General features: G+C 48.5%; 19 protein-coding genes, 1 tRNA gene and 2 pseudogenes. 12 read left to right on the forward strand and 10 right to left on the reverse strand.

Annotated features, from left to right (window positions below; translation table 11 throughout):
- Positions 1-64: 64 nt before the first annotated feature.
- From rpsB to metK, 3 genes are read left to right on the forward strand one after another with little or no spacing between them, the layout of a single operon-like run.
- Positions 65-847 (forward strand): 30S ribosomal protein S2, encoded by a 783-nt coding sequence (gene rpsB, locus QUE23_RS08175; RefSeq protein ID WP_286348544.1) that lies wholly within the window; start codon positions 65-67, stop codon positions 845-847.
- Positions 840-1901, forward strand: a complete 1062-nt coding sequence (gene tsf, locus QUE23_RS08180) for a translation elongation factor Ts (RefSeq protein WP_286348545.1) — start codon at positions 840-842, stop codon at positions 1899-1901. Before rpsB ends, tsf begins: the two co-directional genes overlap by 8 nt.
- Positions 1902-1937: 36 nt before the next feature.
- On the forward strand, positions 1938-3086 hold the full coding sequence (gene metK, locus QUE23_RS08185) for a methionine adenosyltransferase (RefSeq protein ID WP_286348546.1): 1149 nt from the start codon (positions 1938-1940) through the stop codon (positions 3084-3086).
- A gap of 24 nt (positions 3087-3110) precedes the next feature.
- Here the strand turns inward: metK and QUE23_RS08190 are convergent.
- The 4 genes from QUE23_RS08190 to QUE23_RS08205 all read right to left on the reverse strand — a co-directional run bounded on the left by QUE23_RS08190 (position 3111) and on the right by QUE23_RS08205 (position 6390).
- Positions 3111-3186: transfer RNA gene (locus QUE23_RS08190), tRNA-Ala, on the reverse strand.
- Positions 3187-3227: 41 nt separating this feature from the next.
- Positions 3228-3923 carry a lysophospholipid acyltransferase family protein gene (locus QUE23_RS08195; protein WP_286348547.1) on the reverse strand — a complete coding sequence of 232 codons (696 nt, stop codon included), beginning with the start codon at positions 3921-3923 and terminating at the stop codon, positions 3228-3230.
- On the reverse strand, positions 3913-4938 hold the full coding sequence (locus tag QUE23_RS08200; RefSeq protein ID WP_286348548.1) for a hypothetical protein: 1026 nt from the start codon (positions 4936-4938) through the stop codon (positions 3913-3915). Before QUE23_RS08200 ends, QUE23_RS08195 begins: the two co-directional genes overlap by 11 nt.
- A gap of 72 nt (positions 4939-5010) precedes the next feature.
- A complete protein-coding gene (locus tag QUE23_RS08205) occupies positions 5011-6390 on the reverse strand; it encodes a S41 family peptidase (protein ID WP_286348549.1) in 1380 nt (459 codons plus the stop codon).
- A 354-nt stretch (positions 6391-6744) separates the two neighbouring features.
- Between QUE23_RS08205 and QUE23_RS08210 the strand changes: the two genes are divergently transcribed.
- The 6 genes and pseudogenes from QUE23_RS08210 to QUE23_RS08235 all read left to right on the forward strand — a co-directional run bounded on the left by QUE23_RS08210 (position 6745) and on the right by QUE23_RS08235 (position 16447).
- Positions 6745-8127 (forward strand): outer membrane family protein, encoded by a 1383-nt coding sequence (locus QUE23_RS08210; RefSeq protein ID WP_286349449.1) that lies wholly within the window; start codon positions 6745-6747, stop codon positions 8125-8127.
- Between the two features lie 340 nt (positions 8128-8467).
- Positions 8468-9998: pseudogene (locus QUE23_RS08215) on the forward strand (outer membrane family protein).
- Between the two features lie 88 nt (positions 9999-10086).
- The gene (locus QUE23_RS08220) at positions 10087-11433 is read left to right on the forward strand and encodes an outer membrane family protein (RefSeq protein WP_286348550.1); all 1347 of its coding nucleotides are present in this window, start codon (positions 10087-10089) and stop codon (positions 11431-11433) included.
- 110 nt (positions 11434-11543) lie between these two features.
- Complete coding sequence (locus QUE23_RS08225; RefSeq protein ID WP_286348551.1) at positions 11544-13022, forward strand: outer membrane family protein; 1479 nt, start codon at positions 11544-11546, stop codon at positions 13020-13022.
- A gap of 256 nt (positions 13023-13278) precedes the next feature.
- Complete coding sequence (locus tag QUE23_RS08230) at positions 13279-14943, forward strand: outer membrane family protein (protein WP_434802016.1); 1665 nt, start codon at positions 13279-13281, stop codon at positions 14941-14943.
- Between the two features lie 145 nt (positions 14944-15088).
- A complete protein-coding gene (locus QUE23_RS08235; protein ID WP_286349450.1) occupies positions 15089-16447 on the forward strand; it encodes an outer membrane family protein in 1359 nt (452 codons plus the stop codon).
- On the opposite strand, the gene QUE23_RS08240 is transcribed toward QUE23_RS08235, so the two are convergent.
- Positions 16444-17607, reverse strand: a complete 1164-nt coding sequence (locus tag QUE23_RS08240; protein WP_286348553.1) for a molybdopterin molybdotransferase MoeA — start codon at positions 17605-17607, stop codon at positions 16444-16446. The two genes, QUE23_RS08235 and QUE23_RS08240, sit on opposite strands and share 4 nt — an antisense overlap.
- Positions 17608-17616: 9 nt before the next feature.
- Positions 17617-18384 (reverse strand): flagellar biosynthetic protein FliR, encoded by a 768-nt coding sequence (gene fliR, locus QUE23_RS08245; protein ID WP_286348554.1) that lies wholly within the window; start codon positions 18382-18384, stop codon positions 17617-17619.
- Positions 18385-18477: 93 nt separating this feature from the next.
- On the opposite strand from fliR, the gene QUE23_RS08250 reads away from it, so the two are divergent.
- Entirely contained in the window at positions 18478-19239 is a 762-nt protein-coding gene (locus tag QUE23_RS08250) for a DsbA family protein (protein WP_286348555.1), read from the forward strand.
- A gap of 1 nt (position 19240) precedes the next feature.
- On the opposite strand, the gene QUE23_RS08255 is transcribed toward QUE23_RS08250, so the two are convergent.
- From QUE23_RS08255 to QUE23_RS10060, 4 genes are read right to left on the reverse strand one after another with little or no spacing between them, the layout of a single operon-like run.
- Positions 19241-20068, reverse strand: a complete 828-nt coding sequence (locus tag QUE23_RS08255; protein WP_286348556.1) for a Na+/H+ antiporter NhaC family protein — start codon at positions 20066-20068, stop codon at positions 19241-19243.
- On the reverse strand, positions 19983-20579 hold the full coding sequence (locus QUE23_RS08260) for a Na+/H+ antiporter NhaC family protein (protein ID WP_286348557.1): 597 nt from the start codon (positions 20577-20579) through the stop codon (positions 19983-19985). The genes QUE23_RS08255 and QUE23_RS08260 overlap by 86 nt, the downstream gene beginning before the upstream one ends.
- The gene (locus tag QUE23_RS10055; protein ID WP_353622225.1) at positions 20572-20874 is read right to left on the reverse strand and encodes a hypothetical protein; all 303 of its coding nucleotides are present in this window, start codon (positions 20872-20874) and stop codon (positions 20572-20574) included. The genes QUE23_RS08260 and QUE23_RS10055 overlap by 8 nt, the downstream gene beginning before the upstream one ends.
- A gap of 8 nt (positions 20875-20882) precedes the next feature.
- Entirely contained in the window at positions 20883-21122 is a 240-nt protein-coding gene (locus QUE23_RS10060; protein WP_353622226.1) for a nucleoside phosphorylase-I family protein, read from the reverse strand.
- A 75-nt stretch (positions 21123-21197) separates the two neighbouring features.
- Between QUE23_RS10060 and rsmA the strand changes: the two are divergent.
- Together rsmA and QUE23_RS08275 are read left to right on the forward strand one after the other, a co-directional pair.
- Positions 21198-22081: pseudogene (gene rsmA / locus QUE23_RS08270) on the forward strand (16S rRNA (adenine(1518)-N(6)/adenine(1519)-N(6))-dimethyltransferase RsmA).
- Positions 22062-22211: a hypothetical protein gene (locus tag QUE23_RS08275; RefSeq protein ID WP_286348558.1), complete on the forward strand. Its 150-nt coding sequence runs from the start codon at positions 22062-22064 to the stop codon at positions 22209-22211. Before rsmA ends, QUE23_RS08275 begins: the two are co-directional and overlap by 20 nt.
- Positions 22212-22251: the final 40 nt, after the last annotated feature.

Consider the following 22251-nt stretch of genomic DNA (forward strand, 5'->3'; position numbering starts at 1 on the left):
TCACACACGCCCCACCTTAAAGTGTTTTTAGGGAGCGTGGCGGCAAAACTTTAAGGAGTCAAGTATGATCACAATGAAGGATTTACTAGAGTGCGGGGTGCATTTTGGCCACCAAACACGGCGTTGGAACCCCAAAACAGCCCGCTTTATCTTTGGTGTGCGTAAGAACATCCACATCATCGATTTGCAAAAAACTTTGCGTTACTTCCGCTACACATACAATATTGTTCGCGATGCGAGCGCAGAGGGCAAAACGATCATGTTTGTGGGCACAAAAAAACAAGCCAGCGACGCGCTCAAAGAGTATGCCATGCAGGTGAATGTCCCCTATGTCAATTACCGCTGGCTGGGTGGCATGCTGACGAATTTTAGCACCATTAGAAAATCTGTGCGTAAGCTGGAAATCATGGAGGAAATGGAGAGCAGCGGGCAGATCGACTTGCTCACCAAGAAAGAAAAACTCATGATTTTACGCAAAAAAGGAAAGCTTGAGAAGTATCTAGGTGGGGTGCGCCACATGAAAAAAATGCCCGACATGATGTTTATCGTGGATGTAGTGAAGGAAAAAATCGCCGTGGCTGAGGCGCGCCGTTTGGGTATCCCCATCATCGCGCCCCTAGACACGAATTGCGACCCCGATTTGGTGGATTACCCCATCCCCGGCAATGACGATGCGATCCGCTCGATCGGTCTTTTCTGTAAGGAAATGGCAGAGGCGATCACTGAGGGACGCGAGCTTGTGGGTAAAAATGAGGAAATGGTGGAGGAAGTACAAGCAGCTAGCGAAGCTGAAAAAGAGGAAGTCTTAGAGGAAATCGCCCAAGAAGAGGGGGTTGAACATGAGTAGTGTCAGTGCCACACAAGTCAAACAATTAAGGGAAATGACAGATGCACCCATAATGGATTGCAAAAAAGCCCTTGTAGAGTGCGATGGAAATCTCGAAAAAGCTGTGGAGTATTTAAGAGAAAAGGGCTTGAGCAAAGCGATCAAAAAGGCCGACCGTGTGGCGAGCGAGGGTGTGGTGGCTTTGGCCGTGGAGGCTAGCAGCGCGACCATGCTAGAGATCAACAGCGAAACCGATTTTGTGGCAAAAAACGACCACTTTAAAGCCTTAGTGGCAAAATCTTTAGAGCTTGCCAAAGACAAACAACCCAAAGACACCAAAGAGTTATACCAACTCCAAATTGAGGGGCAGGCTTACGAGTCCTATTTGCACGCCGCAGTGGCTAAAATCGGGGAAAACATCGTGGTGCGCCGCCTAGCTTGCGTGCAAGCGGGGCAAAACGAGGTGTTAAATGGCTATCTACACGCCAACCACCGCGTAGGTGCGATCATCAAAATCGCCCACAATCACCCCGCTAACGCCGATAAATTGCGCGAACTTGCCCGCCACATCGCCATGCATGCCGCTGCCATGAAGCCCGTGGTTTTAGACTACAAAGCCTTTAGCCCTGACTTCATCGCTAAGGAAAAATTAGCCCTAGTGGCAGAGATTGAAAAGGAAAACGAAGAGGCAAAAAGACTAGGCAAACCCTTAAAGCACATCCCCACCTATGTGAGCCGTGCCGAACTTAGCGCAGATATTTTAGCCAAGCAAGAGGAAGTCTATAAACAAGAGCTAAGGGATCAAGGTAAGCCTGAAAAAATCTTTGACAAAATCATTCCCGGCAAAATGGAGCGCTTCATCGCCGACAACACGCTTTTAGATCAACGACTCACTTTGCTCGGACAATTCTTCGTGATGGACGACAAAAAAACCATCCAACAAGTTTTGGATGAAAGAAGCGCACAACTAGGCGACACAATCCACATTGTGGAATACATCCGCTTTGAAGTGGGCGAGGGGATTGAAAAGAAAAGTGAGGACTTTGCAGCCGAAGTGGCAGCACAAATGAAATAACGCAAGCCATGCAATAAAAAATAATAAGGAGGGCTCATGAGCTCTTATCTTTTCACCTCAGAGTCGGTAACAGAAGGGCATCCGGATAAAATGGCGGATCAAATCAGCGATGCCGTTTTAGATTACATCATTGAGCGGGACAAAAACGCCCGTGTAGCGTGTGAAACTTTGCTTGCCAATGGGTTTTGTGTCATCACGGGCGAGCTGAAAACCAACATCTACGCCCCCATGCAAGAGATCGCAAGAGGCGTGGTCAAAGACATCGGCTACACGGATGCGCTCTATGGCTTTGACTACCGCAGTGCCGCGGTGCTTAATGGGATCGGCGAACAAAGCCCCGACATCAATCAGGGCGTGGACCGTGAAGATGGTGAAGTGGGGGCGGGCGATCAGGGGCTCATGTTTGGCTATGCCTGCAATGAAACCCCACAGTGCATGCCCTTAGCCATTAGCCTGGCGCACGCCATCACTTTGGGGCTGGCCGATGCTAGAAAAAGCGCAATTCTGCCCTTTTTACGCCCCGATGGCAAGGCGCAGGTCACGATCCGCTACGAGGGCTATGAGCCCGTAGGCATCGACACGATCGTGGTGTCCACCCAACACTCCCCCGAGATCGACCAAAAACACTTACGCGAAGCGGTGATTGAGGAAGTGGTGTATAAAGTTTTACCTAAAGAGTTTTTAGACGACAACATCAAATACCACATCAATCCCACGGGTAAGTTTGTTATCGGCGGACCACAGGGCGATGCAGGGCTTACGGGGCGCAAAATCATCGTAGACACCTATGGGGGCTCTTGCCCGCATGGGGGTGGGGCGTTTAGCGGCAAAGACCCATCAAAGGTGGATCGTAGCGCAGCCTACATGGCGCGTTACATCGCTAAAAACTTGGTGGCTAGTGGGGTGTGTAAGCGCGCGACTGTGCAGTTAGCCTATGCGATCGGCATTGTGGACCCTGTGTCTGTCTACATCAACACCCACCACACCAGCATTTATGACCCTCAAGAGCTTGAAGCCTGCGTGCGTGCGCTCTTTAAACTCACCCCAAAGGGGATCATTGAGAGTTTGGACCTACTGCGCCCCATTTACCGCCAAACAGCGACTTACGGACACTTTGGACGGGAAGGATTTAGTTGGGAGCAAACCGACAAAGCCACAGCGATCGCTGACTTCTTAAGCAAATAATTAAAGTTTTTAGATTTTAGGGAATGGTGGAGTGTAGGGGGATCGAACCCCTGACCTCAACGCTGCCAGCGTTGCGCTCTCCCAGCTGAGCTAACACCCCAAAAGCGGACATTTTAGCACAACTTTTATAAAAATGCAAGTCTAGCTATTGAGTTCTTTATAATGTTTGCTATATTCAGCTTGCATGCGCTCCTCTAAATCCTTGTACCAATCTGTATTTAAATCGGGCTCAAACGCCTCTAAAAGCACCATGCGTAAGTGTGTGGCATGCGATTCGATGGGTTTCGTGTTAAAAATCCTACGGGTGTTGAGCAACACAATGGGCTGGATTTTTAAATGCAATTTCTCTGCCAAAACCTTAGCCCCCGGCTTAAAGGGCAAGAATTTTTCTAGCCCCCGACTCCTAGTGCCCTCGGGAAAGATCACCAAAGGGCGATCTTGCTCGAGCTTTTCTTTGGCAATTTTGAGCAGGGAAGCAAGCCCACGCCGATCCTCTCTGTCGATGAGAATCATTTCGGGGGTTTTAAGCGCATAGCCGTAGTAGGGGATGTCGCCCAACTCCTTCTTGGCGACCCAGCAGATGTTGCGGGGGTGGTAGGCTTCTAGGCAAATGATGTCGATGATGCTTTGGTGGTTTAAGACAATTAAATTTGCGCTCAAATCAAACTCCCCGACTTTCTCTAGAGGAGAGCCCATGAGTGTGAAGAAGGAGCGGCACCATTTACGAGTCTGCCTAGAATTGTTGTGTTTGCGGGTTAAGAAGTTCATTAAAATGATGAACCCCAGCCCCAAGCCCACAACTAGGAGCGCATAAATGCCCCGAATCTTATTCCACATCTTCCTTCCTCACCCAACCGATTTTTTCATCATCTGTCATGATTTTGTAGTATTTGGCGTGTTCGCCTATGATTTTAACATGCAAGGCTTCTTTAGGGATGGCGAGCAAAGTGGAGTTTTGCGTAGGTAAGATTTTGATCGCTGCTCTTGCCCTTAACATCCCTGTGCGGTAGGTGGAAAGGATATTCCATAACAAAATCCCTAAAAACAAAACAGATACAACTAAGGCGGTGTTTTTGTAGCGGGTGAAAAAATAGCACAGCACCGCCATGAGCAATAAAACCATTAAAAAGATGTTGGAGAAAAGCAGCAGATTATTCTTAGGCTTTAGGTTGCTCTGTGTGCTGACACTCTCTTCAATGGGAATGAGCGAAAAATGCACTTCTTTAAACTGCGCCTCTACTAAAGAAAAATAGTTAAAGGAGATGTTTTGCATGCTCTTTGGCAGAATGCAGTAATAAACTCCACTGGCATCGTCTGTGCCAAAATGGCTGCTTTCAAAGCCTTGTTTGAATCCGCCGGGGATTTTAAAATCTTCTAAATTTGCCCCCTTTGTTTGCAACTCAACGACTAAAATATTGTTTGCATTGTCATATTCTTTGACCTTATAGCCGGTAACGCTAAAGTCTGTGGCCACCACACCCGCATAATCTGGGTGGGCTGAGAGGTCCACTACTTGCAAGGGGATGGGGGGTGTGCTGGATTTATCCAAATAGCCTTGATCCTGCACGAAGGCACTCACTTGAAGGGCGGGGATCACCGCCCTCGTACCTAAGACCTTGTAATTGTAAGTGGCGTTGTAGCTGTCTGTGCCCGAAGCGACCCAATTTGGGGTGAAGTTTAGGCGTTTGAGCTTTTTAGGGTCTGGCAGGTTTACGAGCTCTGCCCCCAAAAATTTGGCCTGGGAGAAGAGCATTATATTGTATTGCACACTGATTTTCTGCCCTACATACACGGGCTTGTTGGCTAAATCTTGAAGATTCACCACCTTGACATACACGACCTTGGCCCGCACCTCCTCGCCTTGCAAACCAACTAAGCAAAGCAAGAAGTATAAAAGGCAAGCTAGCCAGGCCCTCACAAGTGCCTACTTATGCGCACTCTCTTTGTTGGGGGCGGTTAGGATGTCCCAAACTTTCAGGGTGTCTATGGCGGTTTTTAGCTGGATGTCGGCGTTGATGTCCTTTTGGGTGATGGGTTTGCTCTCTTTGTCCTCAACCTTTTTGCCATGTTCTAGTTTTTTATGCTCGCCTTTGGCATTTAGCGACTGCAATTCCTGTTGCAAGTGGTGTTTTAAATCCGCCTCTTTAATGCTAAACTTGCTTTCATCTTGGGGGACGCTGCCGGGGTACACCACAATGTCGGGCTTGATCCCCACGGCTTGAATCGTGCGCCCGCTGGGTAAGTAGTAGCGGGCGATGGTGATTTTGATCGCCTCGTCCCTACCCACGGGGAAAGTGGTTTGCACACTGCCCTTGCCAAAGGTGCTCTCCCCGATGATGACCGCGCGTTTGTGATCTTGCAAAGCCCCTGAGACGATCTCGCTCGCACTAGCGGTGCCGGCGTTCACCAACACGGCTATGGGTAGATCGGGGTAGGGGGCTTTGCCATTGGCGCGGTATTCAATGTCCTCGGATTTGACTCGCCCTTTTTGCGACACAATGATGCCGTGCTTGATGAAGAGATTAGACAAATCAATGGCCTGGTTTAAGAGTCCTCCTGGATTGGAGCGCAGGTCAAGCACAATGCCTTGTAGGTTTTTAGCCTTGCTCAACTCTGTGAGCACCCCCTTGACCACATTGCGATCAAAGGAATTGACTCGCACATATAAGAAGTGTGTGCCCTCGATTTTTTTAGCATGCACGGATTTGATTTTAATGATATCGCGTAACATTTTCACCACAATGGGCTTGGATTCGTTTTTACGCACCAAAGTGAGCTCAATGGGGGTTTTTGGCTTGCCACGCATGAGATTGACAGCGTTGTCAATGCTCATGTTGAGAGTGCTCTCTTGATTGATCTTCAAGATCACATCCCCGGCCTTGATCCCGGCTCTAAAGGCGGGGGTGTCATCTAAGGGGGCGATCACCGTGAGCGCGCCATCGCGAATACCCACCGTGATGCCTAGCCCGCCAAATTCGCCCTCTGTTTGGGCTTTAAAATCCCTAAATTTCTTAGGCGTTAAGTAGGACGAGTGCGCATCTAAATTTGTCATCAGCCCATCAATGGCTTTATCCACAATATCGTTGATGCTGACTTCATCTACATAGTAGCGCTCGATTTCCTCCACCACATTGGAGAATTTTTTTAAGGCGTTGAGCCGCTCTTGGGTCGTGGGTTTGCTGCTCTTTTTAAAGGTTTTGTTGTGGGTGGTGTTTTGCGCCACTTCGTCCTGTGGCAAATTATGCGCCACCAACCACACGCTCAAAATAGACGATACAAGCCCCGTTATGAAGTATCTATTCATCATGCCCCTTATCGTTCAATTCACATGAAAGACGCCATTGTACCCAAAACTCAGTAATTTTACAATGAGTCCACACAAACCCTAAATCCACGGTTGATCCAAAGTGGCTTAGTTACTTTGTGTAGCGTTGCCTTGTTCTCTAGTGCTTAAGAGCGGGCTTGGTACAACTCTAACAGAGTTTCCAACTATAATCTCAAAGGTAGAGCACTTCTAGCGGGGCTAGAAGAAGGTTTTACTCGGTCTATGCGAATCGGCCAAGGAGGCAACATGCAAGATAGACACGAACTGCAACAAGAACAAGATTTGGGCATTCGATCGAACTTCTCCGTTCTCACCTATGTCTGTGGACCATTGATGTTATTTGCGACCTCTATGGACGCTTTCGAGTATAAGTTTGGCGGGCGCGCCGAACAAACCTCGCAAATTGGGTTTAACGAGCGGACCATGGATCGCAGAAGAGGGCTTTACCCCATGCAACAATACGCCACTGTGTCGGGGTATTTGGATTTGAGCTTTAGTTTACTCCCTAAAAAATCCGCCCATAGTCTCAAAGGCGGGATCGGCGGCATGGTCGGGGGTATTTTCTACGACAGCACTAAAAACCTCGATCGGGGCAGCCAAATCTTCAACTACTTTGGTTACTACAATGGGTATTTAGGCGGAGCCTCCAACTCCATCGCCACAGGCGATGACAACCTAAAAGACAGCTTTAAAAGGTCGCTGGCCCGTACCTATATTTGGAGCGATGCCTTCTTGGAATACCAATATAAGAATTACTTTGGGATCAAGGGCGGGCGCTACACCTCTACCATGCCCTATCGCAGCGGGAAAACACAAGGCTTTGAAGTGTTTGGGCAGTACAAACACGCCCGCTTGGTGTGGTTTAGCTCCTTTGGGCGCGCGATTGCCAGCAGCGGGTTCTTGATCAATTGGTACGCCCCTAGGACCTCTTACAGCGGGGGTTATGTGAGAAACGCCCAGGGGGGCTGGACACCTGTGGGTTACAAACTCTCTTATGGCACACACGCAGCAAGACTCATTTACAACCAACATAAAATCTTGGCTGAATTCTTCTACTACTTCTCGCCTAAGACTTTCAACGCCCCAGGTTTTACACTCGGCTGGGACACCAACCCTAATTTTGACGGCAAGGGTTTTAAATCAGACACCCACATCACTGCGATCTTCCCCGTGTATGAGCCTTGGATGGTCTTTGGTTCAACGGGGGCACTGAAGTATAAATACGGCACACCCATCACCCAAACTGGCCAAAGCCTCATTTTGCGCCAGCGCTTTGATTACAACAACTACTACCTTGTGGGGACTTTCTATAAGAACTTTGGCAACCCCAACACCTATGTGGGCAACATGGGTAATCCCGCAGGTGTGCTTTTGGGGGGCAATAGCGTTTATGTGGGCACAGCGGGCACGGCTTTAAAAGCGGATGCCGTGACCGGGGCGATCGCCTATGGGGGCACACACTTTAATAAAAAGTTCTTGTGGCGGATGCAATGGCAGTGGACGAGTGCACCCGTGGCGTGGGAAGGACGCTACATGCTCACTTTGGGTTACAACTTCAATCAATACTTAAAGGCCACGATCGATTTGGCCTACTATGGAGTCCACACCAATAAGGGCTACCAGGCGGGCTTAAACGACCAAGTTTGTGTTACTTATTGTGGCGGAGGCTATCAGGATAGGAGTGCTCTTTACACAAACATCTCGGCTGCCTTTTAGGGTCAAACCAAACAAAGAAATCGGGGGGATTTAAGCAAATCTTTGTTATCCTTAGCGCATAAAAGTAAATATCCTCGGATGTTTGTCTTTAATTTTTAGATTTGAGGAGAATTGATGGATAAAATGACAGCAATTTTAATAAAATCCCCACAAAGCCTTTCTTCTCTGATCATGATGATTATTTTTTACGGAAGGAGGATGATGCGCGCAATGCCCCTTTGCGCGAGGCGTACCTTAAGGGTAACACAATAACCCCACTGCTTTGGTTTCAAGTTTCTACAACAGGGGTTCTTGGGTCTGCTCTGCCCGAGAATTACACGATGACAACAAAAGGATGGTAATGAAAAAAATTGTGTCGCTCACTAAGAGTTTAGCCACTTGTTTGGGTCTTGTGTCCCAAACTTCCGCCCTAGATTGGAAGCATCTAGATTTGCGCAATTTGGAGTCTTTTGCCAAATTTAAAGCGGGGGCAGAGTCTTTCTCTAAAATCGGATTCAACAACAAGCCCATCAACACCAATAAGGGTCTTTACCCCACAGAGACTTTTGTCACCGTTGTGGCTTATCTCCAGCTAGACTTTCCCGAGCTCTTGCCTAAAAGCGCAACGGCTAATGGCCACCATATGTCAGGGAGTCTAGGGGGGTTTGGTGGGGGCCTTATATACGATGGGACAAAGTACACCATCAACCAAGTTACGGGCAAGCCCTATGGGGATATGGCTTGGAACTACTTTGGTTACTGGGGCGGGCTCGTGGGGCAAAAACCTTGGGCGCAGTGCTGGTATGGGTACTAGGGGAGGAAGCCAGGCATCCTATGCAGGTAAAAGCGCAGCCCAGTTACAAGCCATGTCGGATGCCACAAGCATTGGAGGGGTTAATACGGCCGATTGTATCCAGGGGTATGCCCACAACACCCGTAATTATGTGATCTACAACGCCTACATTGACTATTCTTACAAGAACATTTTTAGATTTAGAGGTGGGCGTTATGAATCGCCAGCTGACTACATGAGTGGTTACACCCAAGGGCTAGACATGACCTTAAATTTAAACCATTTTAAGTTTTGGTGGTTTAGCTGCTTTGGACGGGGCTTTGCTTACAACGAGTGGCTGTATAACTTCTACTCTCCCAAAACCTACACCCTAGCCGATGGCAAGAAGATCAACCCCGGGGTGCACGCCTTTTACATCACTTGGGAGTATAAGGGCTTTAGTGTGGTGCCCTTTGTCTATTTTTCGCCCAACAACGAATACAGCCCATGCTTTACTTTGATGTATGACAGCAACCCCAAATTTAAAGGGATAGGCTGGCGCTCGCAAACCGACATCACGGTGTTAAACCCCTTTTACGCCAAACGCTTTTGGGACACCTACCAGTTTGGCATGATCTCGCATAGAAACGCCCACAGCTTGATGATTAAACAGCGTTTTGATTACAACAACTACAACTTTGGGGGCGGAATTTACCAAAACTTTGGCAACGCCAACTGGATGATCGGCTACCACGGGAGCCGCTTAGGGTTTGACTTTTGGGACAACACCGTCTATGCCAACACCATCAACTCCCTCTCCTACATGATGGACTCCAACGCCTTCACGGCTTTTCTCTTTGGCGGGGGTGTGTATAAAAAATGGCTTTGGGGTTTGATCGGCCGTTTGACCTATGGTCCCCGTGCGGATGAACAGGTTTTTGCGTTTAACCTCGGTTACGAGTTTTCTAAGCATTTTTATGCCGACATTAAAATAGAATACTATAACCAAATCATGCATCGAGGTTATAAAATTGGTTGGAACGGACCTTTCTTGCCCGATCAGCCCGCCACCGACCAAGATAGAAGCCATATTTTTACCGAAATTAAAGTAAAACTTTGATCCATAAAGTAGAACTTTAATTTTGTCAAAATGGGCTTGGTCTTGTGAAGTTTTGACCTAGTAGAGGTATAAAATAGATGAGCCATAGATGAGCCATAGAGGCTTACTTGTTTGTGCGTGTTGTGTGGGTTCTTTGGGGGCTTTTGATTATAAATTCAGTGGGACAAGCGAATCGGTCGCTAAAATCGGCTTTAACCACTCCCCCATCAACTCTAAAGAGGGCATCTTCCCTACAGAAAGTTTCATGATTCTCACACTCAAGGCTCAAGTGGACGCGAGCTTGTGGGAGAACGACAAGAATAAAATCAGTGCAGGGATTGGCGGAGGGATCGGCGGATTGGCTTACGACTCGACCAAAACTTTAGTGGATCAGAGCACGGGGCAACTCTATGGCTCTAAAATATATTTTTACTTTGGGCGTTGGTGGGGGTTTTTGGGCAACGCCCCGTGGAAAAAGTCTAATATTGAATCCACGCAACAAGCCCGTCCCTATGTGCTCTACAACGCCTATTTGCGTTATGACTATAACCACGCCCTAACCATCATTGTCGGGCGCTATCTGTCTAAAACGATTTTTTTGAGCGGGTACACCGAGGGGTTTGAAGCGTCCTATAAATTCCGCCATTACTTTAGATTGCGCTGGTTTAGCTCCTTTGGCAGGGCTTTGGCGGTGGGGGAGTTTATCCGTCCGTGGTATGCCCCCATCACCACCACCAACAAGAAAGGTCAAGTGGTGGATTTAGGCATCCACGCTGTGGGGTTAAACTACGACACAAAGCATTTTTCAGCGGTGGGTTTTGTCTACTTCTCCCCCAACACCTACACCACCCCCGGGGTCAAGCTCCACTACAACAGCAATCCATCCTTTCAGGGACTAGGTTTTAAATCCCTCACTGAAATGACCGTGATTTTCCCTGTGTATAGCGCCCATTTATACGACGCTTGGTATCGGGGCTCAATGCTTGGCAAGGGAGGGACGAGCATTTATATCCGCCAACGCTTTGACTATAACCAGTATAACTTTGGCGCAGGGTATTTCCAAAATATTGGTAACGCCAATGCTCGAATCAACTGGTATGGTAGCCCGATTGGCATCGACTACCGCGACAACAGCGTTTACGGTGGGCTCATGGATAACATGATTTCACCCAATGCGGTGACGGGTTTTGTCTTTATGGGGGGGGTGTATAAAAAGCTCTTTTGGGGGCTCGTGGGGCGCTTGACCTTCTCGCCTAGGGCGAATGAGCAAAGCGTGGCGTGGAACTTGGGAATCAAGTGGAATCGTTACTTTTCTACTAACATTAAGCTGGAATACAATGAAGTCGACACCCATAAGGGCTACAACATCGCCGACTGGTACACAAGAGATCCGAGCACGCCAGCCACGCACCAAGACCGCAGTTACTTAATGACCGCCATTAAAGCGCAATTTTAGTGAAAATTTGTAACATTTATAAAGATACTCTGCACACTCTGTCTAAAAATGGGTGTGACATCGCTCAAAGCTGCGCTAAAAGCTTGAGAGACTAAATCTAAAGGGTTGCCTTGACTACACGCTTGACTACACGCAAATTAAGCCATCTCCTCTCTTTTTTGGCTTTGCTCACAAATCCCCTCAAAGCCTTTGACATTAAATTCTCCGGACGGCTAGACAACTTCTCTAAAATAGGTTTTAACAATTCCAAGATCAACACCAAGTATGGCATTTTCCCCACAGAGAGCTTTGTGGATATCGTGGGCTTTGCCCAAATGAAAGTGGGGCTACTGCCCAAACACACCACAGATCACGAACTCAGCTTCAGTTTAGGCGGGGCGATGGCGGGCATCCCCTACGATTCCACCAAATATTTGAGGGACCAAGACGGGCAAGTTTATGGCTCTGTGGTGCACAACTTCATCGGGGGTTGGCATGGGTATTTTTTTAACAAATACCTCACCCAATTATCCGGAGCTTACCACGCCCGCCCCTATGTGCTCGACACCGCTTTTTTGCAATACGATTACAAACACAAGTTTGGCTTTAAGATCGGACGCTATGAGGCCAACATTGACTTCATGAGCGGGTCAAACCAGGGCTTTGAGTTCTACTACCGACCCATCAAAAACCTCAAACTTTGGTGGTGGAGCTCTTATGGGCGGGGCTTGGCGTTTAACTCGTGGATTTATCAGTTCTACGCTTCAACCGCCTATGAAAAGCCAAATGGGCAGATGATCAACTACGGCTGGCACGGCATCACCGCCACTTATGACTATAAAAAATTGAGCGCACAGGCTTTCTTTTATTTTTCGCCCAAAACCTACAACGCTCCGGGTTTTAAGCTCATCTACGACACGAATAAGAATTTTGAATTGGTGGGCTTTCGGTCCCAAACTCTTTTAATGGTGACAGTTCCTGTTTACGACTCGGGCTGGTATAACCCACTCACAAAGACTTATAGCATTTGGGACGCTGCCCAACATGGCTCGTTGGTGGGTAAATACGGCGTAACTTTGAATATCCGCCAAGCCTTTTGGTGGAACCGCCTAGCCATCATCTTAGGGCTTTACAACACCTTTGGCAACCCAGATGCCTACCTAGGAAGCCACACCATGCCCATGGGGAACAACACCTCCTATGTCAACGACTATGTCAGCTCGAGCATCATCGGCTTTGACTTTTGGGACAACACGGCTTATGACGGGCTGGCTGATGCCGTCACCAACGCCAACACCACGACCGTCTACGGCTCCGTGGGCAGCATTTATAAAAAATTCGCATGGCACATCTTTGGACGCGTGAGCAACGCCAACCACAACGCTCAAGGGCACATCGGGCGCAGCAACGAATACTCCGCAGCCCTAAGTTTAGACTACGCCTTCACCCGTTCGGTGTTCTTGCACTTCAAGATCGAATACTACGGAGTGCAAATGCATCAGGGCTACCAAGTGGGCTACTTTGGCGCCCCCCAATTTAACAACCCCGACTTTAGGGCAAATTATCAAGACCGCAGCCACATCATGACCAACATCACTTTAAAATTTTAGACTTAGTGTGAATAAAATATTTGTAATAACATTCTATGTATTACCCAAAAATTTAAGCTAAATTGTGTCTGTTTAAGAAAAAAATACACAAACTATATTAAAATGCGCCTACACAATCATGGTCTCGGGCATGGCTCGGCTAGAGTTTTACGGACGTGTTCTGTGTAGTTCTCTAACACTTTAGGGTTACTAGATACCTGCGATATTGAAGGCGACACCAATGAATGAAGAAAAACAACAAAAAAGGTTACGAGGCATGAAAAAGATCAAAGACACCAAATGGGGTAAGCTGGTAAAGGGGGTGCGTAAACTGCGCAACACGCTCACACCTGCCCTGCTGGCTTCCTCTTCTTTGGGGGTTTGCGGTTTGGACGCGATCACCTACGAAGTGCATGGGGATCTGATCAACTTCTCAAAAGTGGGGTTCAACAACTCCCCCATTAACCCAATCAAGGGGCTTTACCCAACCGGTACCTTTGTGGAGTTGACGGGTAAATTAGAAAGCACCGTGCATTTAGGCAAGGGCTGGAGTGTGAGTTTAGGCGGGGCGCTAGGGGGCATGCCCTATGACAACACCCGTTACGACAAATACGCTAGCGACATTAAAATACCGAAGGCTTGGGCAAATGGTTGTGGAGCTAATTACACCGGTCCAGACAGCGCAAACGGCTTCTGTGTGCCTTTCGATGACCCGAACACTAAGAACCCCGTATATGGCTCTTACCAATGGGCGGAGCAACATGGGGGTGTAGCCGACCCGCGTGGGATTGGCTATATGTTTATGGGGGAGTGGAACGGTTTGTTCCCCAACTACTACCCCGCCAGTGCCTACACCCCCGGGCAATCGCGCAGGTATGAAATCTACAAGGCGAATGTCCAGTACAAAAGCGATAAAATTTGGATCATCGCTGGGCGCTATGACACCACACAGGTCAAAGACATCGACTGGTTCTACCAATTGACCCAAGGTTTTTATGGGATGTTTAAACTCACCAACAAGCTGACCTTCCAAGTGTTCAGCTCCTGGGGCCGTGGTATTGCTGACGGTCAGTGGATGTTCCCCATCTACCGGGAAAAACCTTGGGGTGAACATAAAATCGGGGTGATCTACCAAGTGAACAAGCACTTCTCCATCCACCCGCATGTGTGGTTCTCTCCCGAAGTCTTCACCGCTCCTGAAGTTAAAATGTATTACGACACTAATCCCGAGTTTAGTGGTAGAGGTTTCCGCTCACAAACCACTTTCTACGGCATGTATGTTTACCAATGGAACAACGCCATGTATGGTCGTTACGCCCCCGCAAGGTATAACACCTGGGATCCTTTCTTAGACGGCGGTAAATGGCGCGGCCTACAAGGTCCAGGTGGGGCGACCATCTTGATCAAAGAACGCCTAGACTTCAACAACTACAATGTGGGCTTTGGTATCTACGACAACATCGGTAACCCAAACCCGAACATCGGTACTTATGGTAACCCAGTGGCGATCGATGGCGTCGAACAATGGACCGGTGGTATCTACTCACTAGGGTTTGCGTCTATCAACAACATCACCGACGCCGATGCTTTCACAGTTTATGCGAAAACCGGCGCGGTGTATGGCAAGTTTGACTGGGAGTTGGCCGAAAGGTACACCACAGCTCCTCGTGCGGACGGTCAGGCTCTAGCCCTCTATCTTGACTACCAGTTTGGCAAACACATCAAAGCCGGGATCAAACTTGAATGGTTCTTACAAGTCATCCGTGCGGGCTATAACCCAGGTGTGGGCTTCCTAAGCTATGAGGGGCAACCTTTGAGCTTGAATACGGGTGTGTTCTCAGCCGCGGGCTTTGCACAAGGTCCCCAAAATACCGGGGGCATTGCACACACAGTCGTGCAAGATCGTAGCCACTTGATGACTCACATCAGCTACAGTTTCTAGCCTTTGTTGTTACCTTAAGGGTTCTCTCCTTAAGGTATTCTTGCTATAATACCCCGTTTAGATTTTTCCTAAGTCCATCTTTAAGCAGGTCGCCATGCAAGTACAATTTAGAGGGAATCACACCACCCATAAGTGGCTTGTTTGCATGCTCCTTGTTTTAGAGCGCGTTTTAGCCTTTGACATGAGCATCAGCGGGAAGCTGAGCAGTTACACACTGTATGGCTTCAACAACAAACGCTACGACCCCTCAAAGTTCATCTACCCGACAGGCAGTTACACCTCGCTTTTAGCCGAGATGAATGTGAGCATGGACCTTTACAAGGGCTTGCACGCCGAAGTGGGCGGCATGCTCTCTGCCCTGCCTTACGACTCCACCGCCTATCAAGGCAACGACATCCAACCGGGGCAGCCGGGCGGTCCGGGGGATTTCTATAACCACGATGGCGGGATATTTTGGGAATATATTGGTTGGTATGCGGGTCATAGCGGTTTGCATGTGCAACAACCCCGCTATGCGATGGTGCACAACGCTTACATCAGTTACAACTACAAGGGCATTTTTGGCATCAAGGGCGGGCGTTATGAACTCTCGGATTACGATTGGTTCACTTCTTTTAGCCAAGGCGTGGAAGGGTATGTTAAGTACAAGGACTATAAATTACGCGTGCTCTACTCGGACGCTAGGGCTTCTGCATCTAGCGACTGGTTTTGGCCCTATGGGCGTTACTACACCAGCGGCAAACCCTTAATGATCGCTGAGTTTCGATACCAAAAAAACCACTGGAAAGTCAACCCCTATTTTTACTCCATCTTTGGGCGCATGAACGCTCCGGGGATCAACATCACCTACGACACCAACCCCCATTTTAGAGACAAGGGTTTTCGCTGGGTGGGCACTTTTGTAGGATTCTTCCCCTTCTTTCCCCCCTCTGGCCGGGGCTATGACATGATCTTGTTTGGGCAAGAAAAAATGGGCAAGGACGGACAAACCCTCTTTTTCCGCTCCCGTTTTTATTACAACAAGTGGATTTTTGGGGGCAGCATTTATAAAAACATTGGCAACGCCAATGGCGACATCGGCATTTATGGCGACCCTCTAGGTTACAACATCTGGACCAACAGCATTTACGATGCAGAGATCAACAACATCGTCGGTAAAGATGCGCTCAACGGGTTTTTATACTTTGGCTCGCACTTCCACGGCTTTACTTGGAAGGTCTTGGGGCGCTTAACCGGCTCGCCTCGGGCCAACGAGCAGAGCGTGGCACTTTTTTTAAGCTATTTTTTGAGCCGCTACAACTTAAAGTTTGATTTGAAACTGGAGTATTACAACAACATCACTAAAAAGGGCTATTGCCTTGGTTTTGGCTATGGTCCCACGCCCAACACTTGCGGATCATGGGACCCTGCGATCAACAACTTCGCCCCCCGCTTGCCCCATAATGTGGATTCAGGCCGCAGCCATTTGATGTTTACCTTGACCTATGGTTTCCAGTTGCTCTAAGGCAAGAAACACACCAAAACTTCTTGCCCCCCATTAGAATACGCCATGGCGTTAGAGTGGCTTAGAGCGTCGATCGCCCCCGCTCCGTAGGCGTTGTCTTTGTAGGGCGTGAAAATACCATTTTCTAGCTGCCCCAAAACCAAATGTGTGCGTTGTCCTTTGAGTTTTAGGGGGCTTTTTAGGTGTGCTTGAATGAGGGGCATTTGTATGGCACTGCCGGCTTGTTTAAGCAGGGCGGGGCACACAAGGGCTAAAAAGGTCAGCACACAACTTAAGGGGTTGCCCGGCATGCCAAAGATGAGCTTCCCTCCTACGCTCGCGCACAAAATGGGCTTGCCCGGCTTGACATTGACCCCGTGGTAGTGGATTTTTGCGCCCATTTGCGCCAATGCCTCTTTAAAGTGATCCTTATCCCCCACACTCACCCCGGCACTGCTGATGAGCACATCGTAAGCTAAGGCGTTTTTCAGGCGAGTCACTTGTGCTTGCAAGTCGTCTTGCAAATGCCCTAAATGCGTGGCTTCAAAGCCTAAGTTTTGTAGCATGGCCACTAAAACAACCCCATTCGTGTCATACACTTGGTGTTGATCAGCCATGCTTTCTAACCCCACGACTTCGTCCCCACTGCTAAAAACCCCCACCTTCAATTTTCTAAACACGCTTAAAGTGGCGCACCCTTGTGAGGCGAGCAGAGCGATGTCCCCGATTTTTAAGCGCGTGCCTTGTTTTAAGAGCAAATCCCCCGCCTTAAAATTTTCTCCCTCATAGCGGATATTTGCGCCCTTTTTAAAACCTAGGGGGGCTGTGGCGTGGGTGTGGCTATATTCTTGCATTTGCTCTAAGGGCACGATGACATCTACCCCACTAGGCACGAGTGCGCCGGTCATGATTTTGACACAAGCACTGGGGGGCAAAGTGTCTAGCGGCGCGCCCGCATAAAGGGTTTTAGCAATGGGTAGGGTTTTACCCAAATCCTCTAGCCTAAAACCAAAGCCGTCCATCGCCGAGTTTGTGGCCTTTGGCAGGGGGTCTTTGGCGTAAATATCCTGCGCTAAAATGCGCCCGTGCGCTTCTTGCAAGCGCACTTCTTGCACTTCTAAGTCCATTTGGGGCAAGTTTAACCCAATTTCTAACGCCTGTGAAAATGCGATTAAATCCATGTTCTGCCTTTAAAATAATGTAGAGATGGCGTTAAACGCCTGCAACAATTCGTCTTTAAAGCGGTGCATGATCGCGCCTAAAACCAAGATCAAGCCAACTAGAGCGATTGCGATTTTAAGCGGAAAACCCACAGCGAGCAGGTTAAACTGGGGGTGGGTTTTCATGATCATGCCAAAGACAATGTCGCTAAACATCACCACCGCCAGCACGGGAAAGGCCATGCTAAAGCCCACAACGAACAAATGCCCTAAAGCTTGCACGCTCGCTTTGACGATGTGGTTAGAAAGCACAAACCCCCCTAAAGGGACTTTTTCTAGGCTGTGTTGCACCCATAAGATCACCAAATGGTGCATGGAGGTTTGGAGCATGGTTAAAATCGCCAAAAGCAAGACCACTTGCCCCACCACCGCCTTTTGCGCCCCAGAGATCGGATCGTAGGCACTCGCCATGGTTAGCCCCATAGAAAAGCTGATCGTGTCGGTGGCAAAAGCGATGGCGTGGAAGATGACATGCAAAAAGAAAGATGCACACAAGCCCAAAAACACTTCAGCCAAACAGGCGATCAAAAAATCCTCAGCCCCCAAAAACACGCGCATGTGGGGTATTAAGGGGTAAAAGACCAAAGTCAAGAAAAAGCTCAAAGCCCCGCGCACGGATATGGGAATCAAATTATTGTCAAAAAAGGGAAAGAGTGCGACCACCCCGCTTAGACGCAAAAAGAGCAGCAAAAAGCCCTGCACATGGCGATCGCTTATATAGGCCAACCAATCCAACATAGGCGGCATTATAGCGCAGCAAGATTTTTATTAGGCTTTTAATGCTAAAATGGGGGCTTTAAATTTTAGTTGATAGAGAAAAGAAGGATGGTTATGCGTAGATTGTTCTGTGCTTTGAGTTTGTGTGTGGGGCTTGTGGGGGCTGTTGAAAGTCAAGTCGGAAAAGCGGTTGCGGATCTCATTGACAGCCAAATCCATAAAAAAGTCAATGTTCTAGAGGTGAAATCCTTAAAGTCTAATAAAGACTTTCAGGTGGTGGTGGTCGAAGACCCCGACACGAGGTATAAAATCCCCTTGTTGGTGAATAAAAACGGGGATTTGGTGATCGGGCTTACCAACATCTTTTTTAGCAAGAACAAACAAGACACCGAATTTGTGCAAGAACTCTACCACAACACCCAAAGTTACAACTTCACCCAGCAAAATAGTGCCGCATTGAATGCGTTGTTTGAAGGCTTGCCCCAGGGTTACGCCATCGATTTAAAATCCACCACCCCCGGGATGAAAAAGAACCTCTACATCATCTCCGATCCCATGTGCCCGCACTGCCACCACGAATTGGAGCAGATCGACAAACGCCTTAAAGAGGCCAATGTGCACATGGTGTTGGTGGGCTTTTTAGGGCATGAATCCACGCTCAAAGCCGCCGACATTTTAAAGCAAGTTAAAAAAGCCCGCAACACAAGGGATAAAGTAGACTTGCTGCAAAAAGTCTATGCCACTGCCTACAAACCCGCTGATGCCCCCGATGACAAAATCCAAGAAGTGGAGAAAGTGACCAAAACGATCCTCGACACCAAGTTGATCAAGGGCGTGCCCTTCATCTACGAATACCACAAAGTGAACAAAAAGTAACCTACTTTTCGGGCAGTCTGTTTAAGACGGCTCGGCTATACACCCCCCAAAAAATATAAACCAACGTGAAAACCCCAAGCAAGCCTTGATACCACAAGAAGCCCAACACCTCTAAAAACCCGACTTGATCTTTAGTGAAGTTGAGCAAAATCAACATTTGCGCCCCATAAGGGATGATCCCTTGAAAAACGCATGAGAAAATATCCAAAATCACCGCACTTTCACGCCGATCCACCCCAAATTTTAAACTGATTTTCTTGCTGATCTCGCCTACAATCACAATCGCCACCGTGTTGTTAGCCACCGCCAAATCCACAAGGCTCACCAACGCCGCAATGCCCACTTTTGCACTCTTTGCGCCCTTAATGCAGCCCTCAATCTTAGAGATGATCCACGCCACCCCACCCTCTTTATCCACCATGTAAGCAAGCCCGCCCGTCAGCAAAGAGAGTAAAAAAATCTCTTGCATGCTCGAAAAGCCCTTATAAACTTCCTGCCCCAAAGAAAGCCAAGTAAAATGCCCCTCATACAGCCCAATCCCGCCTGAAAGCGCGATCCCACTAAAAAGCACCAAAAAGACATTGATCCCGGCAAGTGCCAAAAGCAGCACAAAAATATAGGGCAGGGTTTTAACGATCTCATAGCTATGGGCGTGCACGGGGGTGGGGTGCGTGGGTTGCCCCCAAATCAAGAACAAGATTAGGGTCAAAACACTCGCAGGCAGGGCAATGTAAAGGTTGATTTTAAATTTGTCTTGCATATTGACATCTTGCGTGCGGGTGCTGGCAATCGTGGTGTCTGAAATGATAGACAAATTGTCCCCAAACATCGCCCCCCCATAAGCGCGGTACCAAAACTAATGCCAAAGACAAATGCCCTTCTTCAGCCAACCCCACGGCAATGGGGCCTAAGGCCACAATCGCTCCCACGCTCGTGCCGATCGCCAAAGATATAAAGGCAGACATGGCAAAAATCCCGGCGGCTAGGTATTGCGCGGGTATGTAGGTGAGCCCCAAATTCACAGTAGCATCCACACCCCCCATCGCCTTGCTCACCACGGCAAACGCCCCGGCAAGTAGATAAATCACACACATGGTCATGATATTTTTATCCCCGCAGCCTGTCAAAAAGGTGTTGAATTTCTGCTCCAAGCTCCCCTTGAAGAGCGCAAAGGCGGCCGCCACCCCCACCATCGCCGCCACAGGCCCGGGCAGTTGGTAAAAGCCCATTTTCACCCCACTAAGCTCTAAATAAAACCCCGTGCCTAGGTAAATCCCAATAAAGATCCCAAAGGGGATCAGGGCGTGAAAATGCGGCGTGTTTTCCGACTCGTTAGTCATTTTGTTCCTTTTTAAATTGGTTGATCAACACCTCTAAACGCTCTTTGGCGCGCTCGTGGTTGGTGCAAAAATCCTTATGGGCGCGGGCGTTTGTGTAGTTGGTGATACAAAACACCCCAAAACTAGGGATTTGGTAAGCTTGAGCCACACTAAGCACGCTAAAAAACTCCATGTTCTCTAACAAAATGCCCGCGTGGCACATGGCATGAGAAAAGCCGCTGTCTGTGTGTATGTAATGACTGCTGTTAACGACCACGCTTGGCAGGTCTAAGGGTGTCGGTCTTTGAGACTGCACGCCATTGTCTAGGGGGTGTAGCTGTGCCCCAGGATAAAACTCTCCTCTATCTGCGTGGCCTTAGAGCTTACAAATAGGCTTAAAAGGGGGGTTTTTAGATCATAGCTGCCAGCTGTGCCCACAAAAACAAGCTCTTTAGGCTTATCAAGCAGGCATAGACGGCTTAAATTTAGAGCGCTTTGCACCAAACCCACGCCCACACTTTTTGCCCAACTAAAACTCTCCGTGTTGCCCGCACACACAAACATAAAAACCCCTTGTCGCAAAGTTTAGTGCTTAAGCTAGCCCATGTTAAAATAGCCAAAAGTTTTTAAAGTGAAATTATGGCACTTTTGGGGCAGCATTTTCTGCACGACCCGCACTATTTGGAGCAGATCTTGCAATCCATCCCCCACGCCCACTTTGCCGATGCCGTGCAAATCGTGGAAATAGGGGTTGGCTTGGGAGATTTGACAAGCCGACTGCTTAGCAGGTTAGAGCCACCCAAAAGTTTGTTAGCCTACGAGGTAGACACCCATTTAGCCCAACGGCTGAAGCCGGTTTTAGGGGTGTTGGCGGGGCGTTTGGATTTGGTTGTAGGCGATGTGATGCAAAACAAAGGGTTTGAAAATGGAGAAAAGAAACAAATTAGGGGGCTTGAGGTTTCTCAATGCGCTTTTTTACACCCAAAGCCCTATTTTTTGGTTTCCAACTTGCCCTACTACATCGCCACGCCCATCCTCACAAAATGCCTTAGAGATGCCTTGTGCGTGGGGATGGTGGTGATGGTGCAAAAGGAAGTGGCGTTGAAATTTTGTGCGACTACAAATGCCAGCGACTACGGAGCTTTGAGCGTTTTGAGCTCCAGTGTCTGCACTGAGCGTTCCTTGCTCTTTGATGTCCCCCAAAAGCCTTCAACCCCCCTCCAAAGGTGCAATCTGCCGTGATGCGCCTACTCAAAGCCCCCATCAGCGAGCCTAAAGGGGATTTAATGCCGCTTGATTTTTTAGAAAACATGCTGAAAACCTGTTTTCAGGCAAACCGCAAAACCCTTTTTAACAACCTTAAAAAAGTCTACCCTCCAGCGCAAATCCAAGAGTTTTTCACCCAAAGCGGGCTTGGACTCTCTGCCCGCCCCCACCAAGTGGCTTTAGCTCACTATGTCAGTTTGGCGCAATTCTTTCACGATTTCACACACAGGACAACACATGGACAACAATCCCTTTAAAGACAACCCCGTAGAGGGCAATCACGAGAACCACCAACACCACGAAAACCACACCTCCCCCAAGGAAACCCAAGAAACCCAAAACAACCACGAGCCTAACGAAACTCCCCAGGGCGACAACCCCCTCTAAAAAAGCCCCATAAAAACCGCTTCAATAACCGCATTAAGCA

It is taken from the genome of Helicobacter felistomachi, assembly GCF_030296895.1.
GTDB classification, from domain to species: domain Bacteria; phylum Campylobacterota; class Campylobacteria; order Campylobacterales; family Helicobacteraceae; genus Helicobacter; species Helicobacter felistomachi.

Bases quoted from the DNA above. Each gene is read 5' to 3' on its own strand.
- rpsB (WP_286348544.1), top strand. From the start codon at position 65: ATGATCACAATGAAGGATTTACTAGAGTGCGGGGTGCATTTTGGCCAC.
- tsf (WP_286348545.1), top strand. From the start codon at position 840: ATGAGTAGTGTCAGTGCCACACAAGTCAAACAATTAAGGGAAATGACA.
- metK (WP_286348546.1), top strand. From the start codon at position 1,938: ATGAGCTCTTATCTTTTCACCTCAGAGTCGGTAACAGAAGGGCATCCG.
- QUE23_RS08195 (WP_286348547.1), bottom strand. From the start codon at position 3,923: ATGTGGAATAAGATTCGGGGCATTTATGCGCTCCTAGTTGTGGGCTTG.
- QUE23_RS08205 (WP_286348549.1), bottom strand. From the start codon at position 6,390: ATGAATAGATACTTCATAACGGGGCTTGTATCGTCTATTTTGAGCGTG.
- QUE23_RS08210 (WP_286349449.1), top strand. From the start codon at position 6,745: ATGTTATTTGCGACCTCTATGGACGCTTTCGAGTATAAGTTTGGCGGG.
- QUE23_RS08220 (WP_286348550.1), top strand. From the start codon at position 10,087: ATGAGCCATAGAGGCTTACTTGTTTGTGCGTGTTGTGTGGGTTCTTTG.
- QUE23_RS08230 (WP_434802016.1), top strand. From the start codon at position 13,279: ATGAAAAAGATCAAAGACACCAAATGGGGTAAGCTGGTAAAGGGGGTG.
- QUE23_RS08235 (WP_286349450.1), top strand. From the start codon at position 15,089: ATGCTCCTTGTTTTAGAGCGCGTTTTAGCCTTTGACATGAGCATCAGC.
- QUE23_RS08240 (WP_286348553.1), bottom strand. From the start codon at position 17,607: ATGGATTTAATCGCATTTTCACAGGCGTTAGAAATTGGGTTAAACTTG.
- fliR (WP_286348554.1), bottom strand. From the start codon at position 18,384: ATGTTGGATTGGTTGGCCTATATAAGCGATCGCCATGTGCAGGGCTTT.
- QUE23_RS08250 (WP_286348555.1), top strand. From the start codon at position 18,478: ATGCGTAGATTGTTCTGTGCTTTGAGTTTGTGTGTGGGGCTTGTGGGG.
- QUE23_RS08255 (WP_286348556.1), bottom strand. From the start codon at position 20,068: ATGTTTGGGGACAATTTGTCTATCATTTCAGACACCACGATTGCCAGC.
- QUE23_RS08260 (WP_286348557.1), bottom strand. From the start codon at position 20,579: ATGACTAACGAGTCGGAAAACACGCCGCATTTTCACGCCCTGATCCCC.
- QUE23_RS10060 (WP_353622226.1), bottom strand. From the start codon at position 21,122: ATGTTTGTGTGTGCGGGCAACACGGAGAGTTTTAGTTGGGCAAAAAGT.
- QUE23_RS08275 (WP_286348558.1), top strand. From the start codon at position 22,062: ATGGACAACAATCCCTTTAAAGACAACCCCGTAGAGGGCAATCACGAG.